This is a genomic window from Xenorhabdus vietnamensis, from assembly GCF_002127535.1.
GTDB lineage: Bacteria > Pseudomonadota > Gammaproteobacteria > Enterobacterales > Enterobacteriaceae > Xenorhabdus > Xenorhabdus vietnamensis.
This window is the reverse complement of sequence record NZ_MUBJ01000003.1, coordinates 168,803-181,954: the sequence shown is the minus strand read 5'-3', so window position 1 is coordinate 181,954 and position 13,152 is coordinate 168,803. Positions and strand designations below refer to the sequence as shown.

Here is a 13,152-nt window from a genome sequence, read left to right as displayed (position 1 = left end):
TTTATGCACTAAAGTTATGCGCTAAACTTCAATATCGATGGAATCACCTTTTTCTTGCAGCCAATTACGGCGATCTTCTGACCGTTTCTTCGCCAGAAGCATATCCATGACTGAGAGAGTTGTTTGATAATTTTCATCGTTAATAGTCAATTGCACCAGACGGCGAGTATTCGGATCTAGCGTGGTCTCACGCAACTGTATTGGGTTCATTTCACCTAACCCTTTAAAGCGCTGAACATTCGGTTTGCCACGCTTGCGGCTCAAGCGATCCAGTATGGCGCTTTTTTCCCCTTCATCCAGCGCATAGTGCACTTCTTTGCCGAGGTCGATACGATACAGTGGTGGCATTGCCATATAGACATGCCCACGTTTCACCAATGTCGGGAAGTGACGGACAAACAGGGCACACAGCAATGTTGCAATGTGCAATCCATCAGAATCTGCATCCGCCAGTATGCAGATTTTACCGTAGCGGAGCTGGCTCAGATCCTCGCTATCCGGATCGATACCAATCGCCACGGAGATATCATGAACTTCCTGCGAAGCCAGTACTTCATCCGAAGAGACTTCCCATGTGTTCAGGATTTTTCCGCGCAGAGGCATGATCGCCTGAAATTCACGATCACGGGCTTGCTTTGCAGAACCACCGGCGGAATCCCCTTCCACCAAAAACAGTTCAGTGATATTGAGATCTTGTGCAGTACAATCTGCCAGTTTCCCCGGCAAAGCGGGGCCATTAGTCAGTTTTTTACGTACGACTTTTTTCGCCGCACGCATTCTACGCTGGGCACTGGCAATCGCCATTTCAGCGAGTTGCTCCGCATCCTGAATGTGCTGGTTTAACCACAGACTGAATGCATCTTTCACCACACCAGAAACGAAAGCCGCTGACTGGCGAGAAGAGAGGCGTTCTTTGGTTTGGCCGGCAAATTGCGGATCTTGCATTTTGAGGGACAACACATAAGCACAGCGATCCCAGATATCATCAGCGGAGAGTTTTACTCCACGCGGCAATATATTGCGGAATTCGCAAAATTCACGTATGGCATCCAGCAATCCTTGACGCAAACCGTTAACATGAGTTCCCCCCTGTACTGTTGGGATCAGGTTAACGTAGCTTTCAGTCAATAATTCTCCACCTTCAGGCAGCCATAACAAAGCCCAGTCGACCGCTTCGGTATCCCCGCTGAATGTGCCGACAAACGGTGCTTGTGGCAGCGTTACCAACCCATTGACGGCTTCCAGCAGATAATCTGTCAGCCCGTCGGCATAACACCATTTCTGCTCAGTATCGTTCAGCTTGTCCTTAAAGACAATTTCAACACCCGGGCACAGTACCGCTTTGGCTTTCAGCAGATGTGTCAAACGAGTAGCAGAGAAACGAGGAACATCGAAATAGCTTTCATCCGGCCAAAAGTGGACACTTGTTCCGGTGTTGCGTTTGCCACAACTGCCGATAACTTCCAATTCTTGCACTTTCTCGCCATTCTCAAAGGCGATCTGATGAACCTGACTGTTACGACGAACAGTCACTTCCACGCGCTTGGACAGAGCGTTGACCACTGAGATCCCAACCCCATGCAAGCCACCAGAAAATTGGTAATTTTTATTGGAGAATTTTCCCCCCGCATGCAGGCGGGTCAGAATCAATTCAACAGCAGAAACTTTTTCTTCAGGATGGATATCAACCGGCATACCACGGCCATCATCTATCACTTCCAGAGACTGATCGCTGTGAAGGATTACTTCAATATGCTTCGCGTGGCCAGCCAGGGCTTCGTCCACACTGTTATCGATCACTTCCTGTGCCAGATGGTTCGGGCGGGCTGTATCAGTATACATTCCGGGACGACGACGAACTGGCTCCAGGCCACTGAGGACTTCAATGGCCTCTGCGTTGTAACTAGATTGAGTCATGTTGTAATTCTGTCGGTTGCTTCGTTAATAGAGGGCCAATCAGTATTGATATACTGTTGATAATACCAGTCGCTTACCTATTTTTGGCAATTTTTTTACTATTGCCACTGGTCAGCCCCAAGAAGTCGATGATTTGAGGGAAATAGTATTCGAAGCCAATAAAAGCATGATTCCCACCGGATTCGACCGTCTGCCGACACTGCATCAGGTAAGCAACGGCTTGTCGGTAATCGAGCACTTCATCCCCTGTTTGCTGCAATAGCCAGATAAGATCAGGCGATTCAAGCGGGTCAATGTGCATCACTTTGAGATCATGTATGTGACTTTGTTCAAGAGTATACCGCTCTTCGGTATAGGGATTCACGTTTTCCCCAAGATAATTTTGAAGCAAGTCGAATGGACGTACCGCAGGATTGACGACCACAGCGGGCAAACCAAAGCACTGGGAAAGCCAGATAGCCAGATAACCGCCCAAGGAAGAACCTACCAGCCCGATATTTTCACCGGCGCGTTCCATGACCAGTTCTTCCAATAAGATGGCCGCCTCTTCAGGATAAGAAGGTAATTGCGGCACCAGCATGTCAATTTCAGGATGCTGCTGGTGCAGCCAGATTTTCAGCTCATTCGCTTTTGCTGATTGAGGCGAACTATTGAAACCATGTAAATAAAGTAACGTCGACATTAATACCCGTCCGAATCTAAATCCGGGCAAAACTCGTTACTCTTCAGCCTGTGAACCTGTGTTTGCAGTTTCGCTTCTTTATTACCAGTCACAGAATTGCCAGCCACAGACAGTTCGAGATAACGCCATCCCGGTGCCACTGTATCAAGCATAAAATTAGTACAATGTGGCTTAAATTGCACAGAAGTTGATGGTGTTGCCATAACACGAATACCATTCCACATTTCATCAACTTCTTGATGGATATGCCCGCACAGTATGGCTTTCACCTGTGTTCTGCCTTTTAAATACTCAGACAATTCGGGGGCATTACGCAAACTGTGCTGATCCAGCCATGTACATCCAGATGGCACTGGATGGTGATGAAGCATAATAATCGTATGGCGATCTCTGTTCTCATCCAAGCATTTTTTCATCCACTCAAGCTGATAATCCGTCAATTCTCCATGAGGAACACCCTGTACCTGACTGTCCAGCATAACCAACTGCCAATGCTGCCCGATGAATATCTGCTTGGAAGGTGAAATTCCTGCGGCTGCCAACGTATCAACCATTGCTGGCTGATAATCGTGGTTGCCCGGCAACCAAACACAAGGCACAGGTAAACGGGCAATTCCCTCAGCAAAATGCTGATAGGCATTGATAGTCTGATCCTGTACCAAATCACCTGTTGCAACGATCAAGTCAATATCGAGATTTTGCTCCAGAATCATATCCAATACCGCATGATAACTGCGATAGGTATTGATTCCGAGCAATGAGTCGCCTTTATTGGCAAAAAGGTGCGTATCGGTGATTTGTAGTATTCTGGCTGTGGCACCTTCTGCCACAGGTATTTCAAGCAGGCTTTCCAAAAGGTTTCCTTTTACTATCGATCATAAGAATTATTTTAACGTGTCTTTATGCAAAAGATCTGCAGGCTGGAACACATTTCCCATTTTCCAACGTAAATTACTCCAGCCATTCTTTTTTAATCTTTTCATGGTGCAATGCCAACCACTGTATCGCAATAACCGAAGCAGCATTATCGATAATTCCCCTTTCTACCCACTGATAGGCTTGTTCACGGCTGACAACCAGAACGCGAATATCTTCATGTTCACCTTCCAGACCATGAATCCCTGACGCGGTAGAGGCATCGACTTCACCGACAAAAATATTCATGCGTTCTGTTGTGCCACCGGGGCTGGAAAGATAACTCAACGCAGGCTGACAACGCTTAACCTCAATACCCGCTTCTTCCACTGCCTCACGGCGGACTACCTGTTCAGCGTTTTCTCCCTCCTCAATCATGCCGGCAATTACCTCCAGCAACCACGGCGTATGACTGGTTTCAATCGCCGGAATACGGATTTGTTCAATCAAAACCACTTCATCGCGCACCGGGTCATAAGGCAGCAAAACACTGGCATGACCGCGTTCAAAAACTTCCCGTTTAATTGTTTCACTCCAGCCTCCCCGAAACAGCCGATGCCTGAATTGATATTCAGTCACTTTGAAAAAACCGCGATAAAGCGTTTTTTGGGAAATAACTTCAACATCTTGTTTAGTAAAAATACATGGCGAGCCAAGATCTTCACTCATAAAATCTCCTGATTATTTTTTAAAATTTCCTATTATTAAAATGCATTTTTCTACATTGATCTAAATAAATTCCTTTTGATGATACAAATAAGTCGAAAAATGAGACAATATGGCACAAACAGCCACCCTACCCTGCTGGCATTCTCTGCTAGAATCTGTGGTATTGGTTTTTTATGCAGAGGCAACTTAAGTAAAATAGCTGCACAACAAGGAACGCAAATGAAAAAATTGCTCTCTCTTTTTATCGCTATGAATCTGGTAGGTTTTAGTACTTCAAGCCACGCAGCGGATCTGCTACAGATTTATCAGCAGGCAAAAGAAACAAACCCCGAGTTGCTTAAGGCACAAGCTGACCGCAATTCGGTTGTTGAAAACATTAATATAACGCGTGGTAGTTTACTGCCTCAGTTGAGTCTGAGTGCTGGCGCCAGTTATGGCAAAACCTTTCGCGACAAAAGAGATTTAGAATCTCATGGCACAAGTGCAAGCCTAAACTTGACTCAAACTATCTTTGATATGGCGAAATGGAACCAACTGAATCAATCTGAGAAAAGTGCCGGTATTGCAGATATCAGTTTCCAGATGGCCCAACAAAAATTAATTCTGGACACCGCTCAAGCTTATTTTGATGTTCTTAATACAATCGATACCCTAACATTTACCGAAGCCCAGAAAGCCTCACTGTACCGCCAATTGGATCAATCTACCCAACGCTTTAATGTCGGCTTGGTTGCCATTACCGACGTGCAGAATGCCCGCGCCCAATACGATTCAATTCTGGCACAGGAAGTTTCCAACCGTAACAACCTGGACAATGCGTTGGAGAAACTGCGCTTGATCACGGGGGTCTACTATCCACAACTAGCCTCATTGAATATTGACCAGTTTAAAACCAAACAACCTGAACCAGCCAATAATGTGCTGAAAGAAGCAGAAAACCGTAACCTGAACCTACTGTCAGCTCGCTTAAAACAAGATTTAAGCCGCGAAAAAATTAAAAATGCCCAAACTGGCTATATGCCGACCGTTAATTTAGCGGCAAGTACTGGTATCACTAACTCCCATAGTCGTGGTGCTAAATATGGAAATGATTACTCAGGTGATAATTCCGTAAGTTTAAAATTAGAACTTCCACTATTTAATGGTGGTGCAACTTATTCTCAAGTAGAACAAGAAAAATATAATTTCATCAGCACTAGCCAGGAGCTGGAAAACACCTATCGCAAAGTGATACAAGAAGTGCATTCTTCCTCCAATAATATTTCTGCGGCCATCAGTAGTGTTGAAGCCAACAAACAGGCTGTACTCTCTGCACAAAGTTCATTGGATTCAACAGAAGCGGGTTATCAGGTGGGAACCCGTACTATCGTGGATGTTCTGGACTTGACAACAAAGCTGTACCAAGCCAAACAAGATCTGTCCAAGGCTCGTTATAATTACCTGCTTTCCCAACTACAAATTCAACAAGCCCGTGGCACTTTGAATGAAAACGATTTGATAGCATTGAATAAAATGTTAGGTGAACAAATTTCAACTGCTGCCAGTAGCATCATTAAAGAGATGAAAACACCATTATATCGCTGAATTAATATACTGTCGTTCGCGATCGAAAAACGTTATATTAAAAACGCTATACTAATTATTAAAAAAGCGGCCCACCGATTGAGTGGGCTGCTTTTTAAGCATAACCCTTAATGCATAGCCCTGAGAGCCAATCCTATTGGGTACCATAAATGGGATATGCTCTTAATCTTAACCAGATACCTTCAAGATGGATGCTCCCTATGACAATTATTTCTTTAACACCCAGGAAACGGACAAAAGAGATAAACCGCGATTCTTTCCGCAAAACTTGGCGAAGCTATCGTCTGGCACCAGTAGCCCTCGCTGTCAGTGCTGTTTTTATACTATCGGCCTGTGAACAGAACGATGAAACGGTGTCACTCTATACCAATGCCGATGAGTGCTCCCAGGCGAATCCTTCTAAAAGTGAGCAATGCAAGACTGCCTACAACAACGCCCTGAAAGAAGCGGAAAAAACCGCACCGAAATATGCTACTCGAGAAGCGTGCGTTGCTGAATTCGGTGAACAACAATGTACCCAACCCCCAGCGCAGGCAGGAGTCGGCCAACCTCAGGCTCAGGCGCAAAATAGCAGCGGCAGTTTCTGGATGCCTTTGATGGCAGGTTATATGATGGGACGCTTAATGGGCGGCAGCTCTGCACCATCGCAACCGCTGTTTACATCAAAATCGGCCTCCAGCCCAGCTAATGGCAAGTTTGTTGATGCAACAGGCAAAAGCTATGGCCCAGCTACCGCTGGCGGCCGCAGCATGACAGTGCCAAAAACGGCAATGGCACCAAAACCCGCAACCACAACTACGATTACCCGCGGCGGGTTCGGTGAGTCTGTGGCGAAACAATCTGCCATGCAGCGTTCGTCTGCCAGCTCAAGTTCCCACTCTTCCCGATCAATGGGTGGTTAATTAACGATGAAACGCATTGGTATTACCGAGCGCCCGGATTGGCGCGAAAAGGCAGCAGAGTATGGCTTTAATTTTCATACCATGTACGACCAGCCTTATTGGAGTGAAGAAGCCTATTACCAGTTCACTCTAAACCAAATTGAAGAAATTGAAGATGCAACGGTAGAACTGCACCAAATGTGTTTGCAGGTCGTGGAAAAAGTAGTCGACAGCGAAGAGCTGCTGACAAAATTCCAGATCCCAAAACATTGTTGGGAGTTTGTGCGCTCTTCATGGGTAACCAGTCAGCCTTCGCTCTACTCCCGCTTAGATTTGGCCTATGATGGAAAAAATCCGCCTAAGTTGCTGGAAAACAACGCCGATACCCCAACGTCCCTGTACGAATCTGCTTTCTTTCAGTGGATATGGTTGGAAGACCAGATCAATGCCGGCAATCTGCCGTCAAATGCAGATCAGTTCAATAGCTTGCAAGAAAAGCTGATTGAACGATTTGCTCAATTACGCGAAAAACATGGATTTGGCCTGCTGCACATGGCCTGCTGTCAGGATACTGAAGAAGATCGTGGCACAATTCAATACTTACAGGATTGTGCCGCAGAAGCGGGTATTCCAACAGAATTCCTATTTATTGAGGATATCGGGCTGGGTGAGAAAGGGCAGTTTACTGATTTGCAGGATCAAGTTATCAGCAATCTGTTTAAACTGTATCCGTGGGAATTTATGCTACGTGAGATGTTCTCCACCAAGCTGGCTGATGCCGGCGTCCGTTGGCTGGAGCCATCATGGAAAAGCATTATCTCCAACAAGGCGCTGCTGCCAATGTTGTGGAAAATGTTCCCAAATCATCCTAACCTTCTGCCGGCTTATTTTGCGGATGAGCGCCCTTCGGACATGAATAGCTATGTCATTAAGCCACTGTTCTCCCGTGAAGGTGCTAATATCCGCATCATTGAAAATGGTCGTGAAGTTGCCAGTGCCGATGGCCCTTATGGGGAAGAAGGCATGATTGTTCAGCAGTTCCACGCATTGCCGAAATTTGATGATAGCTATGTGCTGGTCGGTAGTTGGTTGGTAGACGATCAGTCTGCGGGTATCTGTATCCGTGAAGACCGTGAGTTGATTACTCAGGATTTGTCACGTTTCTACCCGCATATTATTTTGGATTAATTCAATTAGCCAATCTGAATAGATAACATACTCAAGGAGCCGTCTTCAATTCCTTCAACTGGTGTTGAAATCGGCTCTTTCTTATTCCATGTTCCCATTATATACAGCAACGGTAAGAAGTGCTCCGGCGTCGGATTAGACAATAAACCGTCTTCCCTGTCCAAAGCATGACACAGAGGATGAGGCTCTTCCAGGCTGGTTAAGCTTTCACGCACAAACTGCTCAAAAGAAAGTGCCCAAGGAAAAGGTTCAGCACCCAGTTCTTCGGCTGGCAGGTTATGTACAACATTGCCACTCCCCATGATTAAAACACCTTCATCCCGCAGAAAAGCTAATTTTTTGCCTATTTCATAATAAAAAGAAGCAGGTTGATTGCGATCCATACTTAGCTGAACAACGGGAATATCTGCATCTGGGTACATTTTTGCCAGTATTCCCCAAGATCCATGATCCAATCCCCATTTTTCAAAATCAACCTCGACCTCAATCGGTTCAAGGATGTCCTGTACTAATACAGCCAGTTCAGGAAAACCTTTAGCTGGGTATTGTTTTTCATGCAACTCTCGGGGAAAGTTACCAAAATCGTGGATAGTTCTGGGCTGTGCCATCGCTGTCACAATTGTGCCATTCGTATACCAATGCGCGGAAATCACAAGAATTGCCCTTGGTCTGGGTAATTTTTCCCCCAGTTCAAACCAAGCGCGTGAGTAACAGTTATCTTCAATGGCATTCATTGGGCTACCATGACCAATGAATAGAGCAGGCATTCTCAGGAGACTCATTTTCGCCCCTTATACAGCAAATTAAACATTTCGAATCATGTATTGTTGAACTATGATAAAAAAATTATGACAAGATTAAGACCCTTCTTCCTTGAATAGTGTCAATCAAAAATGATGGAGTGTGTCAGAAATACTGAAAGGCTACAGGGTGTGGGCTGTAGCCTCTCAAAATACATGCGCATGTCTCCCCATCTTTCAAGCCACTGTACTGCGATAATGTGCTGCGGCACTGAAACTAGAAATCTGTTGAGTATAACCGATATATTCTATCCTGATCTGTTTTCTGCCCTAATTGTAATATACTCTTCGTCTTTCAAGTTGCCTCTTTGTTGGCTGCACTCACTCACCCCGGTCACATAGTTATCTATGCTCCCGGGGATTCGCTCCCTTGCCGCCGCGATGCATCTTGAAATCCATTGGGTATAAACAATATCATTTAGGGATTATTTCAATTTAAAACATAAAACAAACTAATGAAATAATCTATTAGCTCGCTTCCTTTGCTATTTTTAAGCGGTAATCCACTAAATCTTCAATGGTGACTACCGGCATATCATGCTGTTTTGCGAATTCAATCACTTCAGGAGCACGAGACATTGAACCATCATCATTCGTCAACTCACACAACACTCCTGCTGGCTTGAAACCCGCCATTTTGACTAAATCAATAGTCGCTTCGGTGTGACCACGGCGAGTTAAAACCCCTCCCGATTGCGCACGCAGGGGAAAAACATGCCCAGGTCGATTCAAATCATTTGGTTGTGCATAATCTGTAATAGCAGCCCGGATCGTTGTAATACGATCAGCCGCAGATACTCCAGTTGTCACTCCCTGCGCAGCCTCAATCGTAACGGTGAAAGCGGTTTGAAACTGGCTAGAGTTGCTTTCCACCATCATTGGCAGTTTTAGCTGCTGACGGCGCTCTTCGGTCAGGCAAAGGCAAACAATTCCGCTGCCATGGCGGATAGTCAATGCCATTTGCTCTACAGTCATTGTTTCAGCGGCGAAAATCATGTCACCTTCATTCTCACGATTTTCGTCATCCAGTACCATCACGCCCTGACCCGCACGCAAAGCTGCAAGCGCACGTTCAACACGTTCAAATGGTGTCCCATATGAGGAAAGTAGCGTCTGATTCATGGTAAAGAAACCTCTTTAAGTATATGGATTACCAGAATCAGGGCAATTTTGAGGAGTTCATGTTGCACAAAAATACGGCAACAAAAACAACAGACGAGCGCAAGCACTCGATTGATGCTGTTATTCTCTCCCATCCGGACTATCACCGTCGGCTCCAGAATCACACTGGATCTGCTGACCTCTGTTTTAATCCTTATTGCTTCACTTTAGATAATCTAAAAAAGCAATAAAAAAAGGATAGTGACAAACAAAGCGCTCGCGGGCTTCATAAAATGATCATTCAACATTTCATGTTACCGCCGGTAGGGACTTTCACCCTGCCCTGAGATAAACAGTTGCACTATAGCGCTAATAACCAGCAGGGGCAATCAACAAAATCAAATATGAAACCTGGCTCGCAATCATTTATGCTTTCGCCATGAGGTATTAAAATACTGCCAACATCGTTACGCTATAAAATACAGTTACGTTATATAAAAGGATGATAATCATGCTTGATCCAAAGAAAATTGAACAAATTGCCCGCCAACTCCACAACGCCATGCCGAAAAGTGTCAAAGAGTTTGGTGATGATGTAGAAAAAAAATTGCGTACTGTTCTGCAATCTCAATTGAGCAAGTTGGATCTTGTCAACCGCGAAGAATTTGATGTTCAGACGCAAGTTTTGCTGCGCACCCGCGAGAAATTGATCGCAATGGAACAACGCTTAAATGAATTGGAAGCCCGCCTGGAAGGATCAGACAAAAAAACTCAGCAGGCTGAATAATGGTGTGAGGAGAATAGCTATCCCAGCTCAGTTCTCCTCTCTATTTTTCAAATTTCCGCTTTATGGACTGCTATTCGAAATCTATCAGGTATTCCTTTCCATTCATAAATGGATATTTAACCTCTATTCCATCTAATAATTAAGAAATTATCTTATGTTTTTTTCTATGCATATAGCCCTGATAGTATCTATATTATGTTGAGTTGAATTTTTTATACACGCCTTATAATTATTTCCATAAATTTTGAATTCCTCTCTTGCTATGGATAACGGCTTTTTCAATAATTCCTCAATAAACCCGATACTTCCCACTTCAAAATGCTGATAATCTATCGGTGTATCCCAATACCCTCCCCATCTCATAAAACCATTCGAAAAAAAGATATCAAGCACTTTTTCTGCCATCCCTTCTCTAACTATTTTCCCGGGTCTTTTATCTATTCTATTTAAGTATTTTTCTTCGCTACTCTCAGGTAAAACATAAGGGATGCCATGCTTAAAACCTAAGAATGGATTCTGTATCGGGTTGATATCTATGGCTGCGCCATACGCATGCTTTGACCATGATAAAGCTCCTGTGATTTTCCTTCCATTAAATGCTGATGTATTATTATCACGCATGGAAGCCCTATCATCCCCATTATAATGCTCGATTGCCAATGCTTTATGCATTGGATATCTGACTGAAAATAATTCGTTAAAAATATTTTCAACCTGTGGTGAAAATACATCAAGAACAACGACTTCACCGATATTTTCATTTCCAGAGAAGTCAATATATTTGAAATTAACAACGTTTAATCGATTACAGGGTATTGGATTGTTTTTTATTATCACACCAGACAATTCCATTTTCTGGCAATCATCTTGTGTGAGTGGGGATATTCTCGCTGACACATAATCGGGAAGTAAAAAAACAAATAAGAATGCAAATTTAAATAGTTTCATAGAATCCATCATAAATAATAAATTAGACAATCCATTATCATAATTATTACCCGCTTAGAGTAAATGATTCATTTATGTATTATTGATAGAAAAAATGACAGATCGCTTAAAAGAGAGAAAATACATGCCGCCATGTTCCAAAAGAAGCATAACGGCACACGATACCAAATTTACTGGCGCTTGATGGTTTTGATGATATTGGTTGTTGAAATACCATCTTCGAAATTCAATACCTTCACTTCGCCACCCGCAGCCCAAACGTCTTCACTACCAGCAATCTCTTCCGGCTTATAATCACCGCCCTTGACCAAAATATCCGGTAGGATACCCGCAATTAAGCGTTGCGGTGTATCTTCTTCAAATGCGACAACCCAATCCACAGATTCCAGTGCCGATAACACAGTCATTCGCTGTTCCAATGGATTCACTGGACGAGTTTCCCCTTTCAGGCGCTTGGTGGAAGCATCACTATTCACGGCAACGATCAGACGATCACCCAATTTGCGTGCATTGGAAAGATAAGAAACATGACCCGCATGAAGGATATCAAAACAGCCATTAGTCATGACGATACGTTCACCACGCTGACGCGCCTGTGCGACAGCGTCTTTCAGTTTATCTTCATTCATCACACCAAATCCGGTTTCTGCACGCCCACGCACTGCATTTTCCAGTTCAACAGGTGAAACAGTAGAAGTTCCCAGCTTGCCAACAACCACGCCTGCGGCTGCATTGGCAAGGTAACAGGCTTCGTTCAGTGGCTTACCAGAGGCTAATGCCGTTGCCAATACGCCAATCACGGTATCTCCTGCCCCAGTGACATCAAAAACTTCCTGCGCTTGAGTCGGCAGATGCAAGGGGGGTTGCCCAACCCGCAGCAAACTCATGCCTCGTTCAGAACGCGTGATCAATAACGCTTTCAGCTCCAAATCCTGCACCAGTTTCGTGCCTTTCTGCACGACATCATCATCATCCTTGCAATGCCCTACAACGGCTTCAAACTCTGACATATTCGGTGTAAGCAGCGTTGCACCACGATAGCGGCCAAACTCACTGCCTTTTGGATCGATAAGCACAGGAACATTGGCTTCATTGGCAAGCTTAATCATGGCCTGAACCTGACTAAGCGCTCCCTTGGCATAATCCGACAATACCAACGCACCAATATGAGGCAAAGATTGTTGAATTTTTTCCAGCATAGGCTGGGCATCCACGCTCTGGAAACCTTCTTCAAAATCCAGACGTAGCAATTGCTGATTGCGAGATAAGACACGCAATTTAGTAATAGTGGGATGAGTTGGAACAGAAACAAAATCACATCGGACTTTCACACTACTGAGTTTCTCACTCAATGCCCGCGCAGCGTCATCAATGCCTGTCAAGCCAATCAAACGTGAATTAGCTCCCAATGAAGCAATATTCATGGCTACGTTAGCTGCTCCACCAGGCCGTTCTTCTATGGTTTCTACCTTAACCACTGGAACCGGTGCTTCCGGAGAAATGCGGCTAGTCGGGCCGTACCAATAGCGATCTAACATGACATCGCCAACAACCAAAACACTTGCGCAGTGAAAATCAGGGAGTGTTACTTTCATCCCATGCTCCAAATATCAGAATAAACTGTTGCGAATACTACCATAATCAAATACTACCATAATCAAACCCAGTACCAGAAAACTC

The 13,152-nt window shown here is 44.5% G+C and carries 12 protein-coding genes and 1 riboswitch; of the genes, 4 read left to right on the top strand and 8 right to left on the bottom strand.

Annotated elements, in window-relative coordinates; genetic code table 11:
* Positions 1-21: 21 nt before the first annotated feature.
* From parE to nudF, 4 genes are all read right to left on the bottom strand, one after another.
* On the bottom strand, positions 22-1,917 hold the full coding sequence (parE, locus tag Xvie_RS04905; protein WP_086108235.1) for a DNA topoisomerase IV subunit B: 1,896 nt from the start codon (positions 1,915-1,917) through the stop codon (positions 22-24).
* Between the two features lie 73 nt (positions 1,918-1,990).
* Positions 1,991-2,599 (bottom strand): esterase YqiA, encoded by a 609-nt coding sequence (gene yqiA / locus Xvie_RS04900; protein WP_086108234.1) that lies wholly within the window; start codon positions 2,597-2,599, stop codon positions 1,991-1,993.
* Positions 2,599-3,453: a 3',5'-cyclic-AMP phosphodiesterase gene (gene cpdA / locus Xvie_RS04895; RefSeq protein WP_086108233.1), complete on the bottom strand. Its 855-nt coding sequence runs from the start codon at positions 3,451-3,453 to the stop codon at positions 2,599-2,601. Before cpdA ends, yqiA begins: the two co-directional genes overlap by 1 nt.
* 97 nt (positions 3,454-3,550) lie before the next feature.
* Positions 3,551-4,183, bottom strand: coding sequence for an ADP-ribose diphosphatase (gene nudF / locus Xvie_RS04890; protein WP_086108232.1), 633 nt, complete (start codon positions 4,181-4,183; stop codon positions 3,551-3,553).
* 219 nt (positions 4,184-4,402) lie between these two features.
* Here nudF and tolC point away from each other — a divergent pair, with 219 nt between their 5' ends.
* From tolC to Xvie_RS04875, 3 genes are all read left to right on the top strand, one after another.
* The gene (gene tolC, locus Xvie_RS04885) at positions 4,403-5,767 is read left to right on the top strand and encodes an outer membrane channel protein TolC (protein ID WP_086108231.1); all 1,365 of its coding nucleotides are present in this window, start codon (positions 4,403-4,405) and stop codon (positions 5,765-5,767) included.
* A 200-nt stretch (positions 5,768-5,967) separates the two neighbouring features.
* Positions 5,968-6,669, top strand: coding sequence for a DUF1190 family protein (locus Xvie_RS04880; protein ID WP_086108230.1), 702 nt, complete (start codon positions 5,968-5,970; stop codon positions 6,667-6,669).
* Positions 6,670-6,675: 6 nt separating this feature from the next.
* Positions 6,676-7,836 (top strand): glutathionylspermidine synthase family protein, encoded by a 1,161-nt coding sequence (locus Xvie_RS04875; protein ID WP_086108229.1) that lies wholly within the window; start codon positions 6,676-6,678, stop codon positions 7,834-7,836.
* A gap of 5 nt (positions 7,837-7,841) precedes the next feature.
* Here the strand turns inward: Xvie_RS04875 and ygiD are convergent, their stop codons facing one another.
* Together ygiD and ribB are read right to left on the bottom strand one after the other, a co-directional pair.
* A complete protein-coding gene (gene ygiD, locus Xvie_RS04870) occupies positions 7,842-8,618 on the bottom strand; it encodes a 4,5-DOPA-extradiol-dioxygenase (RefSeq protein ID WP_086108228.1) in 777 nt (258 codons plus the stop codon).
* A gap of 486 nt (positions 8,619-9,104) precedes the next feature.
* Positions 9,105-9,758, bottom strand: coding sequence for a 3,4-dihydroxy-2-butanone-4-phosphate synthase (ribB, locus tag Xvie_RS04865; RefSeq protein ID WP_086108227.1), 654 nt, complete (start codon positions 9,756-9,758; stop codon positions 9,105-9,107).
* A 118-nt stretch (positions 9,759-9,876) separates the two neighbouring features.
* A riboswitch (FMN riboswitch) is annotated at positions 9,877-10,092 on the bottom strand.
* Positions 10,093-10,248: 156 nt separating this feature from the next.
* Between ribB and ubiK the strand changes: the two genes are divergently transcribed.
* Positions 10,249-10,524: a ubiquinone biosynthesis accessory factor UbiK gene (gene ubiK, locus Xvie_RS04860; RefSeq protein WP_086108226.1), complete on the top strand. Its 276-nt coding sequence runs from the start codon at positions 10,249-10,251 to the stop codon at positions 10,522-10,524.
* Between the two features lie 147 nt (positions 10,525-10,671).
* On the opposite strand, the gene Xvie_RS04855 is transcribed toward ubiK, so the two are convergent.
* Complete coding sequence (locus Xvie_RS04855) at positions 10,672-11,472, bottom strand: M15 family metallopeptidase (protein ID WP_208612516.1); 801 nt, start codon at positions 11,470-11,472, stop codon at positions 10,672-10,674.
* Between the two features lie 170 nt (positions 11,473-11,642).
* Positions 11,643-13,067 (bottom strand): bifunctional D-glycero-beta-D-manno-heptose-7-phosphate kinase/D-glycero-beta-D-manno-heptose 1-phosphate adenylyltransferase HldE, encoded by a 1,425-nt coding sequence (hldE, locus tag Xvie_RS04850; RefSeq protein WP_086108225.1) that lies wholly within the window; start codon positions 13,065-13,067, stop codon positions 11,643-11,645.
* Positions 13,068-13,152 lie beyond the last annotated feature (85 nt).

Coding starts and splice junctions, on each gene's coding strand:
- parE (WP_086108235.1), bottom strand. CDS start 1,917: ATGACTCAATCTAGTTACAACGCAGAGGCCATTGAAGTCCTCAGTGGC.
- yqiA (WP_086108234.1), bottom strand. CDS start 2,599: ATGTCGACGTTACTTTATTTACATGGTTTCAATAGTTCGCCTCAATCA.
- nudF (WP_086108232.1), bottom strand. CDS start 4,183: ATGAGTGAAGATCTTGGCTCGCCATGTATTTTTACTAAACAAGATGTT.
- tolC (WP_086108231.1), top strand. CDS start 4,403: ATGAAAAAATTGCTCTCTCTTTTTATCGCTATGAATCTGGTAGGTTTT.
- Xvie_RS04880 (WP_086108230.1), top strand. CDS start 5,968: ATGACAATTATTTCTTTAACACCCAGGAAACGGACAAAAGAGATAAAC.
- Xvie_RS04875 (WP_086108229.1), top strand. CDS start 6,676: ATGAAACGCATTGGTATTACCGAGCGCCCGGATTGGCGCGAAAAGGCA.
- ygiD (WP_086108228.1), bottom strand. CDS start 8,618: ATGAGTCTCCTGAGAATGCCTGCTCTATTCATTGGTCATGGTAGCCCA.
- ribB (WP_086108227.1), bottom strand. CDS start 9,758: ATGAATCAGACGCTACTTTCCTCATATGGGACACCATTTGAACGTGTT.
- ubiK (WP_086108226.1), top strand. CDS start 10,249: ATGCTTGATCCAAAGAAAATTGAACAAATTGCCCGCCAACTCCACAAC.
- Xvie_RS04855 (WP_208612516.1), bottom strand. CDS start 11,472: ATGAAACTATTTAAATTTGCATTCTTATTTGTTTTTTTACTTCCCGAT.
- hldE (WP_086108225.1), bottom strand. CDS start 13,067: ATGAAAGTAACACTCCCTGATTTTCACTGCGCAAGTGTTTTGGTTGTT.